General features: G+C 51.1%; 21 protein-coding genes and 1 tRNA gene. 6 read left to right on the top strand and 16 right to left on the bottom strand.

The genetic code is table 11. The annotated features are described in order from the left end of the window. Nucleotides 1-19 precede the first annotated feature (19 nt). The 5 genes from CHB92_RS13480 to CHB92_RS13460 all read right to left on the bottom strand — a co-directional run bounded on the left by CHB92_RS13480 (nucleotide 20) and on the right by CHB92_RS13460 (nucleotide 4,471). On the bottom strand, nucleotides 20-565 hold the full coding sequence (locus CHB92_RS13480) for a DUF1573 domain-containing protein (RefSeq protein WP_089319749.1): 546 nt from the start codon (nucleotides 563-565) through the stop codon (nucleotides 20-22). 24 nt (nucleotides 566-589) lie between these two features. Beyond that, the gene (locus CHB92_RS13475; protein ID WP_089319748.1) at nucleotides 590-1,588 is read right to left on the bottom strand and encodes an isocitrate/isopropylmalate dehydrogenase family protein; all 999 of its coding nucleotides are present in this window, start codon (nucleotides 1,586-1,588) and stop codon (nucleotides 590-592) included. A 3-nt stretch (nucleotides 1,589-1,591) separates the two neighbouring features. Continuing rightward, nucleotides 1,592-1,897, bottom strand: coding sequence for a YtxH domain-containing protein (locus CHB92_RS13470; protein WP_089319747.1), 306 nt, complete (start codon nucleotides 1,895-1,897; stop codon nucleotides 1,592-1,594). Nucleotides 1,898-1,988: 91 nt separating this feature from the next. Then, nucleotides 1,989-3,161, bottom strand: a complete 1,173-nt coding sequence (gene nusB, locus CHB92_RS13465; protein ID WP_089319746.1) for a transcription antitermination factor NusB — start codon at nucleotides 3,159-3,161, stop codon at nucleotides 1,989-1,991. A gap of 209 nt (nucleotides 3,162-3,370) precedes the next feature. After that, the gene (locus CHB92_RS13460; protein WP_089319745.1) at nucleotides 3,371-4,471 is read right to left on the bottom strand and encodes a Glu/Leu/Phe/Val dehydrogenase dimerization domain-containing protein; all 1,101 of its coding nucleotides are present in this window, start codon (nucleotides 4,469-4,471) and stop codon (nucleotides 3,371-3,373) included. A 149-nt stretch (nucleotides 4,472-4,620) separates the two neighbouring features. Here CHB92_RS13460 and CHB92_RS13455 point away from each other — a divergent pair, with 149 nt between their 5' ends. Continuing rightward, nucleotides 4,621-6,405, top strand: a complete 1,785-nt coding sequence (locus CHB92_RS13455; RefSeq protein WP_089319744.1) for an ABC transporter ATP-binding protein — start codon at nucleotides 4,621-4,623, stop codon at nucleotides 6,403-6,405. A 136-nt stretch (nucleotides 6,406-6,541) separates the two neighbouring features. Then, nucleotides 6,542-6,955 carry a hypothetical protein gene (locus tag CHB92_RS13450; RefSeq protein ID WP_089319743.1) on the top strand — a complete coding sequence of 138 codons (414 nt, stop codon included), beginning with the start codon at nucleotides 6,542-6,544 and terminating at the stop codon, nucleotides 6,953-6,955. A 28-nt stretch (nucleotides 6,956-6,983) separates the two neighbouring features. Here CHB92_RS13450 and CHB92_RS13445 read toward each other — a convergent pair whose 3' ends face one another. From CHB92_RS13445 to CHB92_RS13425, 5 genes are all read right to left on the bottom strand, one after another. Next, on the bottom strand, nucleotides 6,984-7,592 hold the full coding sequence (locus CHB92_RS13445; RefSeq protein WP_089319888.1) for a TetR/AcrR family transcriptional regulator: 609 nt from the start codon (nucleotides 7,590-7,592) through the stop codon (nucleotides 6,984-6,986). 87 nt (nucleotides 7,593-7,679) lie between these two features. Continuing rightward, on the bottom strand, nucleotides 7,680-8,198 hold the full coding sequence (locus tag CHB92_RS13440; protein ID WP_089319742.1) for a GyrI-like domain-containing protein: 519 nt from the start codon (nucleotides 8,196-8,198) through the stop codon (nucleotides 7,680-7,682). Then, a complete protein-coding gene (locus tag CHB92_RS13435) occupies nucleotides 8,195-9,964 on the bottom strand; it encodes an ABC transporter ATP-binding protein (protein WP_089319741.1) in 1,770 nt (589 codons plus the stop codon). The genes CHB92_RS13440 and CHB92_RS13435 overlap by 4 nt, the downstream gene beginning before the upstream one ends. A gap of 159 nt (nucleotides 9,965-10,123) precedes the next feature. Further along, on the bottom strand, nucleotides 10,124-10,876 hold the full coding sequence (gene truA, locus CHB92_RS13430; protein ID WP_089319740.1) for a tRNA pseudouridine(38-40) synthase TruA: 753 nt from the start codon (nucleotides 10,874-10,876) through the stop codon (nucleotides 10,124-10,126). A 77-nt stretch (nucleotides 10,877-10,953) separates the two neighbouring features. Next, a complete protein-coding gene (locus CHB92_RS13425) occupies nucleotides 10,954-11,532 on the bottom strand; it encodes a GAF domain-containing protein (RefSeq protein WP_245842559.1) in 579 nt (192 codons plus the stop codon). 277 nt (nucleotides 11,533-11,809) lie between these two features. Between CHB92_RS13425 and CHB92_RS13420 the strand changes: the two genes are divergently transcribed. After that, entirely contained in the window at nucleotides 11,810-12,301 is a 492-nt protein-coding gene (locus CHB92_RS13420; RefSeq protein ID WP_089319739.1) for a DUF4293 domain-containing protein, read from the top strand. 97 nt (nucleotides 12,302-12,398) lie between these two features. Here CHB92_RS13420 and CHB92_RS13415 read toward each other — a convergent pair whose 3' ends face one another. Together CHB92_RS13415 and CHB92_RS13410 are read right to left on the bottom strand one after the other, a co-directional pair. Then, nucleotides 12,399-13,142: a DUF4476 domain-containing protein gene (locus CHB92_RS13415; RefSeq protein ID WP_089319738.1), complete on the bottom strand. Its 744-nt coding sequence runs from the start codon at nucleotides 13,140-13,142 to the stop codon at nucleotides 12,399-12,401. Nucleotides 13,143-13,318: 176 nt separating this feature from the next. Beyond that, nucleotides 13,319-14,488 carry an AIR synthase related protein gene (locus tag CHB92_RS13410; RefSeq protein WP_179223041.1) on the bottom strand — a complete coding sequence of 390 codons (1,170 nt, stop codon included), beginning with the start codon at nucleotides 14,486-14,488 and terminating at the stop codon, nucleotides 13,319-13,321. A gap of 159 nt (nucleotides 14,489-14,647) precedes the next feature. Here CHB92_RS13410 and CHB92_RS13405 point away from each other — a divergent pair, with 159 nt between their 5' ends. After that, the gene (locus tag CHB92_RS13405; RefSeq protein WP_089319736.1) at nucleotides 14,648-14,890 is read left to right on the top strand and encodes a hypothetical protein; all 243 of its coding nucleotides are present in this window, start codon (nucleotides 14,648-14,650) and stop codon (nucleotides 14,888-14,890) included. Between the two features lie 104 nt (nucleotides 14,891-14,994). Here the strand turns inward: CHB92_RS13405 and CHB92_RS13400 are convergent, their stop codons facing one another. The 4 genes from CHB92_RS13400 to CHB92_RS13385 all read right to left on the bottom strand — a co-directional run bounded on the left by CHB92_RS13400 (nucleotide 14,995) and on the right by CHB92_RS13385 (nucleotide 19,930). After that, a complete protein-coding gene (locus tag CHB92_RS13400) occupies nucleotides 14,995-16,944 on the bottom strand; it encodes an OmpA family protein (protein ID WP_089319735.1) in 1,950 nt (649 codons plus the stop codon). A 27-nt stretch (nucleotides 16,945-16,971) separates the two neighbouring features. Then, entirely contained in the window at nucleotides 16,972-17,454 is a 483-nt protein-coding gene (locus CHB92_RS13395) for a hypothetical protein (RefSeq protein WP_089319734.1), read from the bottom strand. 145 nt (nucleotides 17,455-17,599) lie between these two features. Continuing rightward, nucleotides 17,600-18,385, bottom strand: a complete 786-nt coding sequence (locus tag CHB92_RS13390; RefSeq protein WP_089319886.1) for a (Fe-S)-binding protein — start codon at nucleotides 18,383-18,385, stop codon at nucleotides 17,600-17,602. A gap of 165 nt (nucleotides 18,386-18,550) precedes the next feature. Then, nucleotides 18,551-19,930 (bottom strand): (Fe-S)-binding protein, encoded by a 1,380-nt coding sequence (locus CHB92_RS13385; RefSeq protein WP_245842557.1) that lies wholly within the window; start codon nucleotides 19,928-19,930, stop codon nucleotides 18,551-18,553. 177 nt (nucleotides 19,931-20,107) lie between these two features. On the opposite strand from CHB92_RS13385, the gene CHB92_RS13380 reads away from it, so the two are divergent. Together CHB92_RS13380 and CHB92_RS13375 are read left to right on the top strand one after the other, a co-directional pair. Continuing rightward, nucleotides 20,108-20,180: transfer RNA gene (locus CHB92_RS13380), tRNA-Phe, on the top strand. Between the two features lie 243 nt (nucleotides 20,181-20,423). Continuing rightward, on the top strand, nucleotides 20,424-20,735 hold the full coding sequence (locus tag CHB92_RS13375) for a transposase (protein ID WP_089319733.1): 312 nt from the start codon (nucleotides 20,424-20,426) through the stop codon (nucleotides 20,733-20,735). The last annotated feature ends 550 nt before the right edge of the window (nucleotides 20,736-21,285 follow it).

Here is a 21,285-nt window from a genome sequence, read left to right as displayed (position 1 = left end):
TATATAACGAAGGGGTCGATTAATTGCGGCGTACCGGACCGTCGGCTCCTGCCGTTGGGATGCTGCTCGTTGCCACATTACCCTTCATCGATACTTTTACGATGTTAGGCTGTGTATTTGCACGCACAGTAACGGTGGGTAACTGCTGGCCTACTTTACCGGTAGTATTGAACACAACACCGATCTGTCCTTTCTCGCCTGGGGCAATTGGCTCACGTGGCCACTCCGGCACGGTACAGCCGCAGGTAGCAGAGGCGTTCTCGATGATCAGCGGAGAGGCGCCGGTGTTCGTAAACTCGAACGTGTGCTTTACGGTCTCTCCCTGCTTTACCGTACCGAAATCGTACTCTGTTTCCGCAAAGGTCATGACAGGGGCATTCTCATCTGCCACTACCTCGTTTGCCGGAACGACATTAGGGTTTTCGATAGGAGCTGCTGCTACAGGCTCTTCTACCACAACCGGTGCCTCAGCAGCTACAGTTTCGTTATTGCCTGCGTTGCTGTCGCAGCCGGCCGCAAAAAGGGCTACCGCTAAGCTAGCTGCCATAAAAATGTTCTTTCTCATATCTAACTAGAAAAAGGGTTTAAATTAAAGTTTTGCGATGATGTTCTGCGCAAATTCCATTGTGCTTGCTTTCCCACCCAGGTCGCCTGTGCATTCCTCTTTATTTACCAGAGTTGCCTCCAGGGCCGCCTCAATGCGATCAGCCTCCGCTTTCAGATCCAGGTGGTGCAGCATCATGATGGCAGAGCGCAGTAACGCTGTAGGGTTAGCAATTCCCTTGCCAGCAATATCGGGAGCCGAGCCGTGTACTGCCTCAAAGATGGCCATGTTGTCACCGATGTTCGCACCGGCTACTACACCCAGGCCACCCACCAGGCCTGCGCACAGGTCAGACAGGATATCCCCGAATAGGTTTGTCGTTACGATCACATCAAACTTCTCCGGCTTCACAACCAGCTGCATGCACATGTTGTCGATGATGATATCGTCGGCCTGTATACTCGGATACTCTTTGGCAATCTCTCTGAACACATTCAGGAAGAGGGCTCCTGCTTGCTTCAGGATGTTTGCCTTATGCACGGCTGTTACTCTTTGGCGCCCTTGCTTCGAGGCAAACTCGAAGGCGGCACGCACAATCTTCTCACAGCCCACGCGGGTAACGCGCGAGATGGAGTCTGCGATCTGCAGGCGCTCATCAAATATCTCCAGGCCAGAGTACAGCCCTTCGGTGTTTTCACGGAAAAGCACCGAGTTCACGTTCTCAAAGCGCGTCTCGATGCCTTTCGTGGTCTTAGCCGGCCTTACGTTTGAGTAAAGATCAAACATCTGGCGCAGCTGCACGTTAATGCTTTTGAACCCTTTGCCAACAGGGGTCGTGATCGGCCCCTTCAGGGCGACCTTGTTTTTCTTAAGAGAAGCAATCAGCGTAGAGGGTATCAGTTCGCCAACCGCATCAAAAGTCGTCTGCCCAGCGTTTTCTTCTTCCCAAGTTAGGGGCACGTTAGCAGCACTAAAAATAGCCTTAACAGCTTCCGTGATCTCAGGGCCTATCCCGTCGCCGGGGATGAGGGTAACTTGTATCATGTTTTATAGTTCTTTCCTGCTATTAATCTCATTGATGAGTGAGTCTACATCGCCGAGCAGTTTTTCGGCTTTGTCTTTCGCGTCTTGTATCACACGCTGACCTTCTGACTTGGCGCTGGAGGGCAGGTTATCGCTTTTCGCAACAAGCTGCTGCGTTAAGTCTGCCAGTGTGTCACGATATTTCTCCAGCCGATAGCTCAGCCAGCTACGCGTCTCTCTTCCTTTATCGGGTGCGAAAAGTATGCCAGCCATGGCACCAACTGCAGCGCCAGAGGCAAAGGCAAGTAGTGTATTTGTCTTCTTACTCATAGTTGTTGTGTATGCTTAATATCTCAGGTACGAAATTTCCCTTCTTTTACGGCGCCTCCCCTACTGAGGCTACGCCGGGTGGAAAGAAGGGCTATTTGTTATCAATCAAGCCACGACCCGACTTACGTATTTCGCCTTTGGAGGTGAGCTCCTGCGCCATTTTGTCCAGCACGCCGTTGATGAACTGCTTGCTCTTTGGTGTGCTGTACAGCTTCGAGATTTCGATGTACTCGTTAATCGTTACCTTTACCGGTATGCTGCGGAAGATGAACATTTCGCTCAGGGCCATCTTCAGGATAATCTTGTCGAGCAGTGCAACACGCTCCACATCCCAGTTCTGCACGCTGGAGGCGATCATGGCCTCATACTTCTCATCTTCCTGCACCGTCTGGTAATACAGGTCCTCAAAGAAAGCCTTGTCATCTTCCCAGTTGGCCGACAAGTCCAGTAGTTGCCTGTCTTCCTCTGCCTCCTCACCAAAAATCTTGATGGTTTTGTTGACGAGACTTTTTACAATGGCCTTGTTCTCAACCCAGTTCAGGTCTTGCTCTTCAAACAAAGATTGTAAGTTTTTTTCTTTAAAGATAATGTTTTTGAAAATATGTTTCACCACCTCCAGGTCGTCCTCCAGGGTAGGTGAAGGCAATTTCAGGTAGCTCAGGAACACCTCATCCTGCTTCAGGATGTTCTTGTAAACGGTGCGGATCTCGCTGATGTCGGAACCCCAGCTAATGTTGCGGCGGATGATGCTGTCCTGGTAAGATTTGTTCTGGAGCAGGCGCTGTACCACGCGGTTCTGCAGGAAGCGTTTGGTGTCAGGGCCTGTGGCGGCAGTAAAGCGTTTCTCTTTCTTCTCTTCCTCCTCCTCTATCAGGCCTACCAGCACCTCTAAGATCTGAAGGGTACCCAGGTAATGGTCATAGATACGCTCTACCGCACTCAGCATCTGGTTGCCGTAGTACTTGTAGTCTTTCTTAACCAGGTTCTGGTAGTAAACGATGGCTCTGTTTACCGCTTGGAGGGTTTCCTTATCCGCCTCCTCTGCATCAAACTGCTGGGTTTCATACCACTCTTTAAAGAGTAGCGTGGCAATTTGCTTTCTTCCTTCCAGTAGCTTTCTGTCCTGTACCTCCATCGAGTTCAGGTCCGGTGCAAAGTCCTCCCCTATCTGGTCTAAGGCGAGCAGATAGTCTGAACCTACAGCTTGCATATAGGCATAGATGGCCTGCATTGCCTTAATTCGTAGTGTCCTGCGGTTGAGCATATTCTTATTTTAAAGAGCGTTTTTTTGTAAAATCTAATAACACTGACACCGGGTGTCCGCTATGTTTCTGAGCCTGTTTTTTTCAAAAGAAAAAAACCAGGCGATAGTTCCACAGGCCCCGAAACTTGAGCCTGCTTTTAAAACAAAAGTGCCACAGGTCGTGCAGCACTTTTGTACGTTATGTCCTTTGTTTACGCAGGCTTTGTCCCTTAATACGTAGACCGGACCTTACCGATGCTTTGAATACGCTGCTCGGCCATTCTCATGGCGGCCAATTGGTTGTGTATTCCTTCTTTCTCGGCCAGGTTAAAGATATCCAGGGTATACCCGTAAATACGCTCTGTCTGTGCATAAGCATTGTCGCGGTTGTAGCCTACCAGCTCAGAGTACACATTGATCAGGCCACCGGCGTTAATCAGGAAGTCTGGCGCGTACACGATTCCTTTCTCCACCAGTGCCGGCCCGTGCACGTTCTCATCGCGCAGCTGGTTGTTGGCGCAACCGGCAATAACCTGGCACTTCAGGCGGTTAATGGTGTTGTCGTTTATTGTCCCACCCAAGGCGCAAGGCGAGTAGATGTCCACGTCCAGGTCGTAGATCTCGTCCATGCTCACCACTTTGGCGCCGTACTTGTTAGACACCTCCCGCAGGCGGTCCTCATAGATGTCCGTGATATAAACCTCAGCATTCTCCTTGGCCAGCAACTCCACCAGGTAGCCGCCTACATGGCCTACACCCTGTACAGAAACTTTCTTACCAGATAGCGCGTCTGTGCCGAAAGCTTTCTTGGCAGCCGCTTTCATGCCCATGTAAGTACCGTAGGCCGTTACTGGCGAAGGATCGCCGCCACCGCCCATAGACTCCGGCAGGCCGGACACGTGCTCTGTCTCCATGCGGATATACTCCATGTCCTTGGTCGTCATCCCCACGTCTTCCGCCGTAATGTAGGCTCCGTTCAGGTTTTTAATGAAACGGCCGAACTTGCGCAGCAATGCCTCGCTCTTGTCTTTTTTGGCGTCCCCGATGATAACGGCTTTACCGCCACCAAGATTAAGGCCGGAGATAGCCGCTTTGTAGGTCATCCCCCTCGACAGGCGCAGCACATCATCCAGTGCCTCCGCCTCCGAAGCGTAAGACCACATCCGGGTACCACCCAAGGCAGGCCCCAGTACCGTGTTGTGGATGCCAATGATGGCCTTCAGACCCGTTTCTTTGTCATGGCAGAAAACAATTTGCTCGTGATTGTAGTCTGATATCTGAGCAAAGACGGCCTTGTCCTTTTTAGGCGCGACTTCTTTTAACTCGACCATTTATAGATTTGATTATGGGTTATTCTATCTTTGTATGTGAGGCCTTACCCCCACCCCCCGTTTCGCGGTGCGAAATTACTTCTTTTTTTTATTAATTCAATTTGTACTTTATATGTCTGCGTAAAAGCCCGTGGACCTGAAAATAAGCTGTGAAGTCACTAAGTTACCTTAATAAATACCTGCTTAAGTATAAATACAGGCTCCTACTGGGCCTGCTGTTTACGATTATTTCCACCTTCTTCCAGATCCTGCCGGCCCAGGTGGTGCGCTATGCCTTTAACCTCATCAAAGAAGGCATCAGCCTCCATAGTTTGTACGAGGGCCTGGCACAACAGGAACTCGTTTATGACATTTTTGCGAGAAGTATTCTGATTTACGGGGCCATTATCCTGGTCATGGCGCTGCTGCGGGGCCTGTTCCTCTTCTTTGTGCGCCAAACGATCATCGTCATGAGTCGCCTGATCGAGAACGACCTCAAGAACGAGATTTACGCGCACTACCAGAGCCTGCCGCTAAGCTTTTACCGGAAGAACAACACCGGCGACCTCATGTCGCGCATTGCGGATGATGTGAGCCGGGTGCGCATGTACCTGGGTCCGGCCATTATGTACGGCATGAACCTGGTGATCTTGTTCCTGATGGTGATCCCGTACATGCTGTCGGTAAACGTAAAGCTGACATTGTACACCCTGATTCCGCTACCCATACTGGCCATCAGCATCTACTATGTCAACACCATTATCCAGCGTAAGTCGGATGAGATACAGCGAAGCCTCTCGGGCATTACCACCTTTGTGCAGGAGGCTTTTTCTGGTATCCGGGTACTAAAGTCTTTTGTCCGGGAAGATGACTCCCACAACAACTTTATCACCTCCAGCAACACCTACAAAGATAAGTCACTGGAGCTGAACTTCGTTAACTCCCTGTTCTTCCCGCTGGTGCTGTTCCTGGTGGGCCTTAGCACGATCATTACCGTGTACATCGGCGGACAGGAGGTGATTAACGGAAGCATCACCACGGGGAACATTGCGGAGTTTATCATTTACGTGAACATGCTTACCTGGCCTGTTACCTCCCTGGGCTGGACGGCAAGCTTGGTACAGCGGGCAGCGGCCTCACAGAGCCGCATTAACGAGTTCCTGCACACGAAGAACGATATCGTCTCACGCCACAATGTTAGCAAACCCATTGAAGGCGACATCGTGTTCGAGAACGTTGACTTTGTGTACCCCGACACGCACATTCATGCCCTTAAGCAAGTTTCCTTTGGCATTAAGCATGGTGAGACGCTGGCGGTAATTGGCAACACCGGTTCAGGCAAGAGCACCATCGCTAACCTGCTTCCGCGGATGTACGATGTGACGGGCGGCCGTATCCTGATTGATGGGGTCGACGTGCGGGACTATAACCTGGAGAGCCTGCGCAGCCAGATTGGCTATGTGCCACAGGACGTGTTCCTCTTCTCCGACACTATCCGGAACAACATTGGTTTCGGGCTTCCAAGCATTACTGAGGAGCAAATGCTACAGGCTGCCAAAGACGCCGACGTGTACGAGAACATTGTCCGCTTCCCGGAGCAGTTCGATACAAAGCTTGGGGAACGCGGCATAACTTTATCGGGCGGCCAAAAGCAGCGGGTGTCCATTGCTCGGGCCCTGGTGCGCGAGCCTAGCATCCTGATCCTCGACGATTCACTCTCTGCTGTAGATACCAAAACAGAGAACGCCATCCTGAACAGCCTGCGTCGTATCATGCACAACCGTACTTCTATCATTATCTCGCACAGGGTATCGTCCGTAAAGCTGGCGGACAGGATCTTGGTGCTGGATGATGGAGAGATCGTGCAGCACGGCTCGCACGAGGAACTGATCAACCAGGAGGGCCTGTACAAAGTGCTGTACGAACGGCAGCTGCAGTCAGAGGATTCGGAATAGTCCCGCCAAACAAAAGCACCCCCTGGCCCTCGTCAGGGCTACACAGACCAGCAAAAGCGGTTTGAGGGATTTTTTTAGTACAGATTCTGTTATGCTTACGTATAGCTACTTTAATAACCCTAAAACCCCTAAATGTATGGCCGTAGACTTGCAACAAATCGGTAAGCGATTTAGATTTTACACCAATCTGAAAGAGCTGGACATGGAGCAATTAAAAACCATGACCGGCAGCCAAGAAGAAACCCTTGCCAACATTATTTCTGGCCAGAACTACTTGTTAGATGAGCTGGTGGCCATTCTGAAGCACTTCCAGGACCTGAACCCGCAATGGCTCATTTACGGAGAGGGCAGTATGTTTAAGCCCATGGACGAGGACGGGCACTGCCACGACCACCAAAAAGGCTGCCTGAAGAAAGACAAGGCCGCTTACTTGGGGCAGATGAAGAACATGTTGCAGGAACTGGATGCCGCAGAAGTAGCCAAAGGCCATAAGCCGGACGTAGAGGCCTTGAAAGCCAAGTTAGACGAACTGCGGGCAACAGAAAGCTAAGCGCTTGCTTATGAGGGCGAGCAGTTACTTAAGCCTTCGCAATACCATTCAGCACAAGGTTAACCGTGTAGAGCACGTCCCGCTCGATCTTTTCGAAATCAATAGAAGGTAGTTTGTGAAAGTCTGCCCGTTCGAACTCCTCGAACTGGATCAGGTCTTTTACGGTCATGATGGTGTATCCCACACGCTCGGCTTCGCATTCTTTGAAGGTGCCGTTAGCGACACCTTCTTTTATGACCGAGGCGTAGTAGTTAGACTCCTTGGCCCGCGACTCTTTGAAGAGCTCCTGAAAGGTAGCACGTGTTTCGACGAGAACCCTGATGGAAATGGTGTGCTGCGTTACGATTTCCTGATAGTAGCGCAGCGAGGAACGGATGTATAGTAACAGGCGCTCATGCGGGTCCTGCTCGTGCTCAGCCAAGTGTTTAATGTGGGAGAGCCGGCTTTTCCACTCCTGTGAGAAAGCCTCGACAAAAAGCACTTCCTTACTTTTGTAATAGTAGTAAAGCGAGGGCTTCTTCATGCCAATAGCCGCAGCAATATCGTCCAGGGTGGCTTTGCTATACCCAAGCCGCCCGAACACTGATTTTGCCGCCTCTAAAATCAGCTCTCTCTTTACCTCTGCTTTCTTACCCAAAGTGTTATTGCTGTAGAACGGGAGCGTGCAGGGAATATGCCTGAAAGCCTCCTCGCCCAAAGATAGGCTATATGTTGATACTTGCAACTACTGCTTGATGGGCACCTCTAACACGCCTATGTCCTCTTCCGGGAACCACTCCACGTAAAAGTCTTCCAGCTTCAGGTTCTCCGTATCTGCATAATCGAAGGCTGCCTCATACAGCTTTCCAGGCAATAGGGCAATGTTGGCGTTTGCCTCCACATGCACCACTTTTTTACCTCCCTGCACAGTGCGCAGTTCATACCCCTCTGGCAAAGTTACATTAGGGTCAGGCACAATTACCCCGATAAAAGCTCTCAGGCTATCACCACTCGTGTCCGGGTTATTATAATAAACGCTGCCCAGCACTCCTTCCAGTTCCTTCTGCTCTACTACTTTTGCTGCCCGCTGAAAGGCCCTACCCAGCGCCTCGTCCTCCACAGAGCCCTCAAAGGGCACGCCTGCCACGTATTTGGTCTCTAATTCAACGACCGTAACATCCGGGGCCGTGAAACCACCCAGATAGGTATATAACACCAAGATCAAAATGGCCACGCCAGCCATCACGTAGAAGAACTTTTTCATAAATCGATCATATTCTTGTATTGCATCTGATACAGTTGCGCGTAATAGCCATTATGCTGTAGCAGTTCCTCGTGGTTGCCCATCTCCTTTATCTCGCCTCTGTCCAGCACGATGATCTTATCGGCTTTCTGTATGGTAGACAGGCGGTGGGCAATAACAATAGACGTTCGGCCGTGCATGAGCTGGTCTATTGCGTACTGTATCAATTCCTCCGTTTCGGAGTCTACACTGGAGGTAGCCTCATCCAGGATAATCACTTCGGGATTGTACACCATGGCCCGCACAAAGGAGATCAACTGTCGCTGCCCAACGGACAAGGTCGACCCGCGCTCCATCACTTTGTAGTGCAGGCCGCCCGGCAAGCGCTCAATAAACTTACGCGCTCCTACCAGGTCAGCCGCCTGCCACATCTGCTCCTCTGTAATGGCCTTGTTGCCCAGGCTAATGTTATCGGCAATTGTTCCTGAAAACAGGAAAACGTCCTGTAGTACCACGCCTATGTGGTGGCGCAGTACGCTTAGGTCGTACTCCTGCAGGTCATGGCCATCGATGATAATGTTGCCCTTGTTAATTTCATAAAAGCGACTGAGCAGGTTGATCACGGAAGTCTTGCCAGCGCCTGTCGCCCCTACAAAGGCAACGGTCTGCCCGGCCTTCACGTCAAACGACAGGTCGCGGAGCACCCAGTCTTCGTCTTTATAGGCAAACCAGACATTCTTAAAGCTCACGCTGCCCTTTATCTTTTCCGGGGCATAGGTACCGTTATCAGGAATCATCTCCTTGCTGTCGAGCAGGCGCATTAAACGCTCCGTGCTTACCACCCCCAGCTGCAGGGTATTAAAGCGGTCTGCGATCATGCGGATTGGGCGGAAGAACATCTGGATGTAAATGATAAAGGCCAACAGGGTACCCAGAGAGGTTTCCTCGTCCAGCACGCTGTGCGCCCCATACCACACCAGCAGGCCCAAACCCGCCGCACCGATTATTTCAGCCACCGGATAGTAGATGGAGTAGTACAGGATAGAGCGAATGTTAGCACGCGTATGCTCTTTGTTGATGGCCTCGAACTTTTCCATCTCCCGCTTCTCGTTGTTGAATATCTGCACAATGCTCATCCCGGTAATGTGCTCCTGCACAAAAGAGTTTAGCCTGGCCACAGCCGTGCGCACCTCCTGGAATGTATCCTTTATCTTCTCTTTAAAGATGTAGGTACTGATGATCATCAGCGGAAAGGTCGAAAGGCTGATCAGAGTGAGTTCCCAGTCGATGTAGAACATGAAACCCAGGATAAAGACCAGTTGCAGCACATCGCCGATCATCGCCGCCAGTCCTTCGCTAAATACATCGGAGAGCGTTTCCACGTCCGACACGTTACGGGTTACGAGTGTGCCAATGGGCGTGCGGTCGAAGAACTTGAGCCGCAGGTTCAGGATGTGGCGGTAAAGCCGGATACGAATATCCCGCACCACGTGCTGCCCCAACCAACCGGCAAAGTAGGTGTGCAGGTACTGTACCAGGGCATGTACCACCAGCAACACGCCCAGGATGACGAACATCCGGTTCAGGCCCTCCCAGTCGTTGTTCAGTATTTCGTTGTCCACGGTATGCTGGATCAGAAAAGGACGGACAGCCGCCAGTATAGCCGAGGCAAAGGTCAGGAAAACGATAAAGTAGAAGGTCTTGACATAGGGCTTCACAAAGGTGAAAAGCCGCTTCAGCACGTCCGAGTCGAATACCTTTCCGCTATTTTTTGGTGTATCTTCCAAGATTAAAAGTAAGCCAGTTTGTGATCATGAATTTAAGAGGCAGTGCCTTTGGCAGGCATCTGGGGCACACACGCAGGCACAGCTCTTCTTTCACGGTTTCTTCTTTACGAGTGCCTGCGCTAACAGATTGCAAAGTTAACAGTTCCAGCGGGCTTTATGTTATCCCCGCTGGGGCAGCACGTGCTCCGGATACTCCACTTTTGCCAGGTACAGCCCCTCTGCCGGGGCAGCACCACTGGAGCGGCTACGGTCCTGGCTGGCAACAACCTGCTCAAAAGCCTCTACGCTTATTTTCCCGCGGCCCACATCCAACAAGGTGCCCACTACCAAACGGACCATGCCGCGCAGAAAGCGGTTAGCCCTGATCGTGAACACCAACTCCTCCCCCTCCTGCCGCCATACAGCTTCATAAATGTTACAGCGGTAGTGCTTTGTGTCGCCTTTTACCTTGCTGAAGGTGGTGAAGTCCTCATACTGCAGTAGTACCACAGCCGCTCTGTTCATTTGCTCTACATCCAAGGAACGGCTGTGATAGTAGGCATAGTATCGCTTAAAAGGGCTTTTGACCAGGCTGATGTGGTAATGATACGTTCGGGCAAAGGCATCAAAGCGGGCATGCGCCTCATCCGGGACAGCATGCAAACCTTTGGCAGCGATATCAGCAGGCAGGATTCGGTTCAGGCGGTACACTACCTGCTGCGTGTCCAGTTCTCCGGTCACGTCAAAATGCACGTACTGCTGGCCGGCATGCACCCCCGTGTCCGTCCGGCCGCTCCCTATGGAGCTGATGGGCTGCCGCAGCACTTTTGAGAGGCAATCATCCAGCACCTCTTGCACTGATAAAGCGTTTGGCTGTACCTGCCATCCATGGAAACGGGTGCCATCATAAGCTACCTCTAAGAAATACCGCATAGGGCAAATATAAACATAAAACCCGCAAGCACAGTGTGCTCACGGGTTTCTAAGGTCTCGCCGGCTTTACGCGCCTGTTACTCGGGACTGTCTTTGCTTACTTTGCGCCTCAGGTAGCGCAACTCTATCTCATCCATAACAATAGAAGCCAGGTTTACCAGCATCTTCTGGTCGCTTTCTGTAAACTCCCGCGGCTGCTTATCTATCAGGCACATAGTGCCAATATTCAGACCATCTGCCGTAACGAGGGGAGCACCTGCATAGAAGCGCAGCCCGAAATTGCCAGAAACAAGCGGGTTAGCCAGCAGGCACGGCTCATTGGCAGCATCCTGGAAAATGGTTGGGGCACTGTTTAAGACAGCCAGGGAACAAAGGCTTTCTCCGCGCGGCACACTCCTTACTCCCTCCAGGCCCACATTCGCCTTAAACCACACACGATCCGCGTCTACTAATGAGATAAGGGCAATCGGCACCTTAAACATATGTGTGGCCATGGCGGCTATATGGTTAAAGGCTCCTTCCTGTGGCGTGTCTAATATTTCGTACTCCTTTAATTTTTGTAATCTTTCCTCTTCGTTATCGGGAATAAGGTTAACCCCGATAAAGGTGTTGTGAATATCTCTACCCGTCACGCTCTTCTGTTTATGATTTGTCAAAGTTAACCACTGCTCGGGCTGAACTAAAACTTATAAGGCTTTTATGTAGGGTAAGGTTCCCGGTTTGCTTTTTTATGCCCTTAAGAGGTACTTCCAAAAGAGGCTGTTAGTACCGCTAGAAGGCCGTAACCGAACTTGTTCTTCGTTTCACGTGAAATCTGGTCCATTCTTCCATCATGAGTAAGGGCATGTACTGGCATGCAAGGCTGCATTATTTTTTGGTTTTACAGCTGTTTGCCTAATTTTGCACCTTCTTTATCAGTAAATCCAATTTCTTATGATACAAAGAATCCAATCCGTGTTTCTGTTTCTGCTGGTGCTAGCCATGGTAGCCATGCTCTTTTTACCCCTCTGGTCTAAAACCGACGCCACCACTGGAGAGGAGGTAGTGCTGACTGCCTGGAACATCAAGTCATATGCCACAGCGGAAAACACTGCTCCGGGTACGATCCCGCAACAAGGCACTATCGCAATCGGGATGCTGGCGATCGCGGCAGCTGTGATTGCCCTATACGAGATCTTCCAGTACAAAAGCCGCCTGACCCAAATGAAACTTGGCCTGCTGAATACGCTTGTAATTACGGCCCTGCTCGGTACTACTTTTTATTATGCGGCCTACGTGGGCGCAGAACTGGTAGAAGCCAATGATAACGGGGCGTATCAGGCAGGCTTTTATATGCCGATGCTGGCCCTGGTTCTAAATGCTTTGGCTAACCGTTTCATTAAGCGCGACGAGGACCTGGTTCGCTCAGCAGACAGACTGCGCTAAACCTAACCCTACTTACTTAAAAACAAAGAGGCTTCCCCTGCACGGTGGAAGCCTCTTTGTTTATGATCCTTTCTCTTTCTCCCTCTTCAGGCAAGTATTATCTTCTCCTGTCGGTATACTCTTCCAGCTCCCGCACGCTACTGTCAAACTGAAAGAGATCGTAGATATAGTAGAAGTGTTCCCGGTCGCAAAGGTAATCGTAGGCATACTTGGCGAACTCTATTTGGGTAGACTCATACTCGAACTGCTGCAGGATGCGCTTCAAATCGTCGGCCAGGATGCTTCCATGACGCACAGCATCACGGGCGATACTTAACTTGGTGCTCTCAAAATCGCGGCTGCCCATGGTCTGAACGAGGCGGTCTAGCTCCTGCTCCGTCATCAGCTTACTGCAATTATTACTGTAATCGTTGTCGTAACGGGGCCGCACTGGCTGCCGGTAAGGCTCCTGGTGATCTTCATAGCGATCCGGGTAGCGAGGCAATGGGCTGGCGACAACAGGCGGAGCTAAGGGCACCTGCTTGATCAGGCGCAAGTAAGCTTTGCCACTCCTACCTGCTGTGCGCACCAAATAGCTCGCCTCCACCCCTTCCGGCACCACAATCTTTTGCCCCATCCGGTAAATGCCGTGTCGTGTTCTCACCTTTACTTCCACGTAATGCCCTCCTGGCCTAACAGACGCGATGCGCACAAAGTTAGAAGCTATGGGATTCACCGTTCTGTCATCTAGTTGTATCTGGAACACCTCCCCCCTCTCGGCGGTAAAGGTTAACACAGCGGCTTGCGCAAAGGCCGGCACAACCAACAGCACAAGCAAAAGCGGTAGCAGTAGCTTTTTCATAGTAGTATAGGTTTTTCCTTATACTTCCGCCAAGCCAATTATTATGCCAGATTGGAACTTAATTTGTTTTCTACAGCCCCAGTCTGGGGCAGAAGGATTTTTTCTACAGTAGCACTATCCAACAAAAAAGCCTCAGGCTTACCCTGTGGCCTTACAAAACGTATTTTAGATGCTTTCTACCCTTCGTATTGAAACTCTCCGTACTCGCTGCGGATGGTGAGCTTATTCTTCTTGCTTTTCTTCACACGTCCTACGACCTGTGCCTCCACGCCAAACGATTGGGAAATGTCGATCAGGTCCTGCGCGTACTCCTCTGGCAGGTAGATCTCGAGGCGGTGCCCCATGTTAAAGACCTTGTACATCTCTTTCCAGTCAGTGTGGCTCTGTTCCTGTATAATGCGGAACAGCGGCGGCACTGGAAAAAGGTTATCTTTAATGATATGCACCTTATCCGTAAAGTGCAGCACCTTGGTCTGGGCCCCGCCGCTGCAATGCACCATGCCATGAATGTGCGGACGGTGTTCCTTTAAGATCTCCTTCACAATAGGCGCATAGGTACGCGTAGGCGACAACACAAGCTTACCTATCTCCAGGCCCGTTTCTTTATCCACGTCCGTTAAACGGCAGCTACCAGAGTAAATCAAGTCGGCAGGCACCTCGTGGTCATAACTCTCGGGGTATGAGGCCGCCAGGTATTTGTGGAATACGTCGTGACGGGCAGAGGTAAGGCCATTGCTGCCCATACCACCGTTGTACTCGCTCTCGTAAGTGGCTTGGCCGTAGGAGGCAAAGCCCACGATCACATCACCCGGCTGAATGTTATCATTGGAAATAACCTCATCCCGCCGCATGCGGGCAGTCACGGTGCTGTCCACAATGATGGTGCGCACCAGGTCCCCCACGTCGGCAGTCTCGCCACCCGTGCTATAGATGCCCACGCCATTGTCGCGCAGCATCTGCAGCACCTCCTCGGTGCCATTGATGATGGCTGCAATCACCTCACCGGGAATCAGGTGCTTGTTTCTTCCGATCGTGGAGGACAGCAGGATGTTGTCTGTCGCACCCACACAGAGCAGGTCGTCGGTGTTCATCACTACGGCATCCTGGGCAATGCCCTTCCACACGCTCAGGTCGCCGGTCTCTTTCCAGTACATATAAGCCAGCGAGGACTTGGTACCAGCCCCGTCGGCGTGCATGATGGCACAGTACTCCGGATCGCCGGTCAGGATATCAGGGATGATCTTACAGAATGCTTTCGGGAAAATTCCTTTGTCGATGTTCTTGATGGCGTTGTGCACATCTTCTTTGGAGGCAGAAACGCCGCGGCGCAAATATCTATTTTCCATGACTGGGGGTGATTTGCTTACAAATTTAAGAAAGGGAATGGCATTAACGACAGGAGAAGGCATTTATTCCGCTGTAAAAGGAAGGGCGCACTCCCTCTGCAATCCTTTCGCTAGTGTATGGGTTGCTATATATAAGTGCACCACAAAACAGATGTAGCTATGAAAAATGAACTTCTCCTTCCCCTGCTGGGCCTCCTCCCTTTTCTCGCTGTGCCTGCTCTGGCACAAGTCCCCTTTCTTCCTAACCACAAGTTGCTGCTCCTTATAAAGTGTCCTTTGGCTTCCGGACTTCCTTTGGCGGACCGACAGGGTTCAAATCAGCAGGAGCTCAAGTACAATATAGGCCCGGAGTTCGCCCTTGAACTACAGGAGGGCCAGTGGCATTACCGGAGTTCCTATTAAAGTCAGCAGTACTGCTAATCCAATCATCCTAATGATACTGACCTATAAAACAAAAAGAGCAACCCAAACTACCCGGGTTGCTCTTTTTAGCGCTACACTGATTTCTATTCGTCAATCTCCACTACCTTAAACTCGGTACGGCGGTTTCGCTGATGTTCTTCTTCTGTGGTTGCATTCGGTACGATAAGCCTGCTCTCGCCGTAGCCTTTGGCTGTGATGCGCGAGCGGTCGATGCCCTGTGAGATGATGTACTCCACGGCAGATTCGGCCCGTCGCTGCGACAGGTCCAGGTTATATGCCTCAGTACCCCGCACGTCTGTATGTGAGCTAAGCTCGATGGAGATACCAGGGTTATCCTCCAGAATCTGCACCAACTTGTCCAGTTCTATTGCCGCATCCGGGCGAATGTCTGCCTTATCGAAGTCATAGAAAATATTCTCGAGCACGATGGCTTTCTGTTCCACAATCTCATTCAACACTAAGGACGCATTCAGGCGCACTTCGTTCACTTGCTGCGTCAGTTGATCCTGAGGGGGCATTTTACCTTCGGTGGTAACAGACTGACGAGCAGTAAAGAAGCCCGGCTTTTCCGACACTAGATAATACGTAGAAGCAGAATCGAGGGCGAAAGTAAAATGACCGCTGGCATCGGTGGTAGCCGTTTCTATGGGCTCCCCCTCCTCATTTTGCAGCACGACAGGGTGGTTCGGCACAACAGTGCGTTTCTGCGCCCCCTCCCGGAGTTGATATAAGGTTCCGTCCACAAAGAAATTGACTTGCTTGCGAGCGTCTCTCTCAAAGCGATACAGGTCATCGCCTCCCTTACCTGCCTCTCTGTTAGAAGAGAAGAAACCAGCATACTTGTTTTGGAAAAAGATACCAAAGTCATCGCCCGGAGAGTTGATGGGTTGCCCCAGGTTTACAGGTCTTCCGTTCTCGATGCGGAACAGGTCGAGGTTGCCGAGACCCGGCAGACCATCAGAGGCAACATACACCGTTCCGTCCGGCCCTATGGACACGAAACTCTCGTTACCAGGCGTATTAATTTCGGGTCCCAGGTTTTCAGGTTTGGAAAACCTGCCGCTCTCATCTATCTCCACCTTATAGATATCGTTGCCCCCAAAGCCGCCTTTTCGGCTGGAAGAGAAATAGAGGGTTCTGCCATCCGGGGAGAAAGCCGGCGAGGAATCCCAGGCTTGGGGATCGTTGATGCTCAATAGCTGTGGCTCTGTCCAGGCGTTGCCGCGGAAGTTAGAGACAAAAAGGTCCACGTTCTGCCGCCCTTTCTTTGTTCCCTGGTTTCCACGGGCAAAGACAACAGTGCGGCCCTCATTGGCAAAAGTAGCCAGGGCATCGTGCAGCCCCTCTACGTTAATATTGTCGTAGGGACGCACAGCACCGCCCATTGCTGCAGCTGAGTCTGTCAGAGCCGTGGCGAAGATGTCCAGAAAGCCTTCGCCGTTGCCCATGTACTCTTTGCCTGCCCCCCGTGTAGAGGAAAAAATTAGGTCGTTGTTCAGCACGTAAGGCGCAAACTCAGAAGCCTCGGTATTGAGCGCCTCCAGGTTCTGTACCTTAAACCGCGGCGCCATGCCCAATATGTTAGACAAAGTACTGAAGCTTTCTACCTCGCGGGCTGCTACTGCTTTTAACTGCGGGTTGGTGCCCACACGCAGGTAATCCCGCAGCTGGTTCAGCGCCGCCTCATACTGCCCCTGTGCTTTCAGCGCCAAGCCATAATACAGGTAAGCATCTTCCTTCCGGAAACCGCCGTCAATAGCCGCCTGATAATAAGGTGCTGCCTCCGCCAAACGGTTAGAAAGGCGGTAAGCCTCGGCTATCCGGTAGTTTATCTCGCCTTTGTTATCAGCCTTGGCCAAAGCCTGCTTGTAAAACTCGATGGCACGCTCATACTCTTCCTGCTCAAAACGCTTATCGCCTTTACTGATGTAAGCCCCCGGGCCGCAGGAGCCGAGCAGCAGCGTTAACAGCAATAGAAAACCTATGAACCTAAATTGATGCGCCAGGGGCAGTCGTTTTAGCGTTAGATGCATGAACAAGTATATTAGGGTTTTATCCTTTTAGAAATAACGGGAAAGCCAGCTAGTTCCGGCAGGGCGAGGCCATGCCTCCTGTAACTCTCCGTAGTTATCTACCAAGGTATCAAAGTACAACGTATTTTTATTTATCTCGCCGGCCTTTACCTTTTCCTTTACCTCGCTCATGCCGACTAAGGTCACTTGTCCGTCCTGTAAAAAGGCAAGGCGGGTACGGTCAAAAAAGGTCACGCCAAAGCGCTGCTCCAACTCCCGGACAAAGTTCACTGACTTGTCGATAGAGCATCCGCTGGCGGCGGTGGCGGTTTCATTGTTAGCCAGTACCAGGAACCGGTTATGCAGCAACTCTGCCGAGGCCTGCAGTCCCTTGCCGTGGCTACTCCACTCAGTAGCAAAACGTTCCAGCAGTGGTTTTATTTCAGCCTGCTCCGCATCTGTCAAAGGCCTGTTGGCCTGATAAATCCAGAGACGGGCATGCGATGGCAGTTGATTAAATGGAATATACATTTTTAACGATGATTTGTTGTTTTTTGACTGCATGAATAACCACTTGTCCTTTCTATTGTTAAGGAGAAACGGCTTTCAAAAACCCGCGAAAAAACCGTACCAGAAAACCGTACCAGCTTAATCCTTATACAGTCATCAACAAAAACTACTTGCTTAGTCCCTCAGCCTGGGCGATCAGCTCGGCGATATCGAAAACTCTTACGTTTTCCTCCTGCTCCTTGTTCTTCACGCCATCGTTTAGCATGACCATACAAAACGGACAGGCGGTGGCTATGACGCTACCTTCCGCTGGGCCTAAAGTTGCCAGCGCCTCTTCTGTTCTTTCGATGTTCACGTCTTTGTTGCCTGGCTCCGGCTCTTTCCACATTTGGGCTCCTCCGGCTCCGCAGCACAAGCCGTTTGCCCGAATACGCTTCATCTCTACCAGGTCAGCATCCAGAGCGGCTAACACCTCGCGCGGTGCCTCATAAACGCCATTTGCACGGCCCAGGTAACAGGAGTCATGAAAGGTGATGCGGCGCCCTTTAAAGCTTTCCCCATCCTTTACGCGCACTTTCCCTTCGTTTATAAGCTGCTGCAGGAAAGCAGAGTGGTGTATTACCTCGTAGTGCCCGCCTAAGTCCGGGTACTCATTCTTGATCGTGTTAAAGCAATGCGGGCAGGCTGTCACAATCTTCTTCACGTTATAGCCGTTCAGCACCTCTATGTTCGTTAGGGCCTGCATCTGAAACAGGAACTCGTTGCCAGCGCGCTTGGCGGGGTCTCCGGTACAGCTTTCCTCCGTACCCAGCACAGCATACTTTACGCCTACATGTTCCAGTATCTGCACAAAAGAGCGCGTTACTCTTTTATAGCGGTCATCAAAAGCGCCAGAGCAGCCAACCCAAAACAAGATTTCAGGCTCCTCACCGCTTGCAGCCATCTCGGCCATGGTCGGCACTTTTACTAATCTTTTATTTTCTTCCATCTGAAAGGTATTCTCTACTTTATTTCTTGCAGCAAGCGCTGCTTTTTCTTTCTATTGAATTGTTTATGGCAAAACCATTTCATGGTCGGAAAGCCCCTTACAGGAGTTAGCAATTCACCAGGCAGTAAGCTAGCTTTTGCTTGGGACGTACAGCTCATCAGCCCAGTTAAAGCGGTCGGCAGGTGAGAAAGCCCAAGGTGCTCCGTTGTTCTCAATGTTCGTGAACATGGCATTTAACGATGCGGGAGCAGCAGACTCTTCCAGCACGAGGAAACGACGCAGGTCCATGATGGTGGACAGTTGATCGATGCCTACCGGGCAGGCTTCTACGCAGGCATTGCAAGTAGTGCAGGCCCAAAGTTCCTCTGGGGTAACATACCCACGCAACAAGGTTTTCTCCTCCGTTACCGGTACCCGGTCTACCCCTAGCTCTTTGTAGTGATTAGGGGCGAAAATAGCAGGCCGCTCGCCTTTCTCCTCCACCCTGTCGCGGGTATCCATCACGACCTTGCGAGGCGACAACAGCTTCCCCGTAATGTTGCCCGGGCAAACGGCGGTACAGCGACCACACTCCGTACAGGTATAGGAGTCCATGATCTGCTTCCAGGTCAGGTCTTCCACGTCTTTTGCGCCGAAGCGCTGGATAATAGGGTTCCCATCCGCATCTGTTTCCGGAGCAGGAGGCTGGTAACTTGGGTCCAGCATGGCCTTGATCTCGTTTGTAATCGCAGGGTTCGTGGTGAACTTGCCCTTTGGTAACAGCTTAGCGTAGTACACGTTCGGGAAGGCCATGATAATATGGAAGTGCTTGGAGCTTGGCAGGTAGTTCATAAAGGCCAGAATACCCAGAATGTGCACCCACCAGCCTACTTTCTCGATCACTAACAGGGTAGTAGGGTTACCGCCAAATACATTTACAAAAAGTTGACTGATAGGGTAGGCCCCTACGACCTCTTCCCCGGCGAGCTGTACCTGCCTCAGGTCGGCGATGTTGAAGGCGAAAAGAGCCAGCATCAGCACGATCTCCGTCACCAAGATAATGTTGGCATCTAATTCAGGCCACGCCCGCATCTCCACACCTGAAGCCAGACGAGGCAATTTCATAACATTTCTTCGCCACAGGAAAGCGGCGCAGGCAAAGATTACCAAAGCTGCCAGTATCTCGTTAAGTGCCGTTAAACCACTGTACAGGACTCCGACAAAGCCTAGCACCCGATGTGTACCGAAAATACCGTCGATCAGGATTTCCAGCACCTCAATGTTGATGACGATAAAGCCGACGTACACGAACAGGTGCAGCACGGCTGGCACCATCCGCTTAAACATTTTCTGCTGCCCAAAGGCAACCAGCAAGGTCTGGTTAATGCGCTCCTTCGGGTTGTCTGCAATCACCATGTCGCGGCCCATCAGCACGTTCTTCCGGATCTTGCGGATCTGCCAAACGAACAGGCCAATGCCAACGACAGCCACAATCAAAAATATGATGTTCTCGATTCCTATGTTATCCACTCTTATGAGGAAAAATTACTCGTTATACATACTATTTATAGATAAAGATAGCAGAATAAAGGTAAAGGAAGTACCTGAGGGCACTTTTTAAAATATTTTTCTGCAGAATGTTTGCACCTTAAAAGTTCCTTGCTACTTTTGCATACCCTTACGGAACAAGGGGACACAACAAGAGCTGGTGATGTAGCTCAGTTGGTAGAGCAAAGGACTGAAAATCCTTGTGTCGGTGGTTCGATTCCACTCATCACCACGAAAACCTCTCCTTAACCGGAGAGGTTTTTTTGTTTCCTCTGCTCCCAGTGGCTTTAGACAGCAATTTGAGACTTAGTTACACACCTAACAAAAAGCTTGGAGTAAATAACAGTCAAGGCTTTTGTAACTCTCCTAACGCATCCGTTGTCTCACTGGTTGTCTCACATTCCTCTACTACCTGATCTGGGGTTACTACCTTTAATTGGACAGAGAGTTAAGCGAAAGTTAACAACTTAACACTATGTCACAAGAGAGGAGAAATTTCGACAAAGAGTTCAAACTAATGACTGTAGGGCTCAGCAAGAGCAGGGAGAGCATACAGGAGCTAGCCAAGGAGCTGGATCCATCTGAGCTCATCTACCGCTGGCGCTCTAAGTACTTAGAAAAGCCAGAGGGTAGCTTTACAGGCCATGGAAAGCCTAGGCATACGCCAGAGGAAGCAGAGATAGCCAGGTTAAAGAAACAGCTCCGCGATGTGGAGATGGAAAGGGACATCTTAAAAAAAGCCATCAGCATCTTCTCCAGGGGAGACGGGAAATCTACAGGTTTATAGCCTATCAAAGCTCCAGATTCCCCGTGCTCTACCTGCCCTTCATGGAAAGCTTCTTCCGGCTGGTCCCTTTAGCGCTGGAAGACCTGCTTATCGCCCTCGCTGCAGGCAGCCTGGTCTTCGTGGTGGTGAAGCTGGACAAGCTGCTGTTTAAGCGGTAGGGGACTTTGGGAAGGGGAAAGTGGTTGTTGGGGGCAGGAAAATCTCTCCTGCGCTGCTCAAATAACTTCCCTGTCGTTTCGAGCTGAGCGGGAAAGCTGCCTGGGGATTCTGTTTGGTCTCACAAGGGATGAGATGACAGGAAAAGGGGTAGCCATGTGCAGGGAAGCAAAGCTGTTCCCGCTCTCCCCTAAGATCCTTTCGGGATGAGAGAGCAGTGAGCCGGGTTAAAGGCAGCACTGTGGGACGGCTAGGGTCAGGAGTGCCGCGCCTGGATAACACCAGAAAGGCCCTTCCCGGGTGGCTATAAAAGCAAACACCCCCTGCCGCATTGGCGGAGGGGGTGCTGGTTGTTGGGGTTGGCGGCCACCTACTCTCCCGGCTGTGACACCAG

This window comes from Pontibacter ummariensis (genome assembly GCF_900188175.1).
Taxonomy (GTDB): domain Bacteria; phylum Bacteroidota; class Bacteroidia; order Cytophagales; family Hymenobacteraceae; genus Pontibacter; species Pontibacter ummariensis.
This window is presented reverse-complemented; position numbering and strand designations above follow the sequence as displayed.

Excerpts from the sequence above, each read along its gene's own strand:
- CHB92_RS13475 (WP_089319748.1), bottom strand. The coding sequence starts at position 1,588 with ATGATACAAGTTACCCTCATCCCCGGCGACGGGATAGGCCCTGAGATC.
- CHB92_RS13480 (WP_089319749.1), bottom strand. The coding sequence starts at position 565 with ATGAGAAAGAACATTTTTATGGCAGCTAGCTTAGCGGTAGCCCTTTTT.
- CHB92_RS13395 (WP_089319734.1), bottom strand. The coding sequence starts at position 17,454 with ATGTATATTCCATTTAATCAACTGCCATCGCATGCCCGTCTCTGGATT.
- CHB92_RS13470 (WP_089319747.1), bottom strand. The coding sequence starts at position 1,897 with ATGAGTAAGAAGACAAATACACTACTTGCCTTTGCCTCTGGCGCTGCA.
- CHB92_RS13390 (WP_089319886.1), bottom strand. The coding sequence starts at position 18,385 with ATGGCCGAGATGGCTGCAAGCGGTGAGGAGCCTGAAATCTTGTTTTGG.
- CHB92_RS13460 (WP_089319745.1), bottom strand. The coding sequence starts at position 4,471 with ATGGTCGAGTTAAAAGAAGTCGCGCCTAAAAAGGACAAGGCCGTCTTT.
- CHB92_RS13440 (WP_089319742.1), bottom strand. The coding sequence starts at position 8,198 with ATGAAAAAGTTCTTCTACGTGATGGCTGGCGTGGCCATTTTGATCTTG.
- nusB (WP_089319746.1), bottom strand. The coding sequence starts at position 3,161 with ATGCTCAACCGCAGGACACTACGAATTAAGGCAATGCAGGCCATCTAT.
- CHB92_RS13450 (WP_089319743.1), top strand. The coding sequence starts at position 6,542 with ATGGCCGTAGACTTGCAACAAATCGGTAAGCGATTTAGATTTTACACC.
- CHB92_RS13400 (WP_089319735.1), bottom strand. The coding sequence starts at position 16,944 with ATGCATCTAACGCTAAAACGACTGCCCCTGGCGCATCAATTTAGGTTC.
- CHB92_RS13410 (WP_179223041.1), bottom strand. The coding sequence starts at position 14,488 with ATGGAAAATAGATATTTGCGCCGCGGCGTTTCTGCCTCCAAAGAAGAT.
- CHB92_RS13420 (WP_089319739.1), top strand. The coding sequence starts at position 11,810 with ATGATACAAAGAATCCAATCCGTGTTTCTGTTTCTGCTGGTGCTAGCC.
- CHB92_RS13375 (WP_089319733.1), top strand. The coding sequence starts at position 20,424 with ATGTCACAAGAGAGGAGAAATTTCGACAAAGAGTTCAAACTAATGACT.
- truA (WP_089319740.1), bottom strand. The coding sequence starts at position 10,876 with ATGCGGTATTTCTTAGAGGTAGCTTATGATGGCACCCGTTTCCATGGA.
- CHB92_RS13405 (WP_089319736.1), top strand. The coding sequence starts at position 14,648 with ATGAAAAATGAACTTCTCCTTCCCCTGCTGGGCCTCCTCCCTTTTCTC.
- CHB92_RS13415 (WP_089319738.1), bottom strand. The coding sequence starts at position 13,142 with ATGAAAAAGCTACTGCTACCGCTTTTGCTTGTGCTGTTGGTTGTGCCG.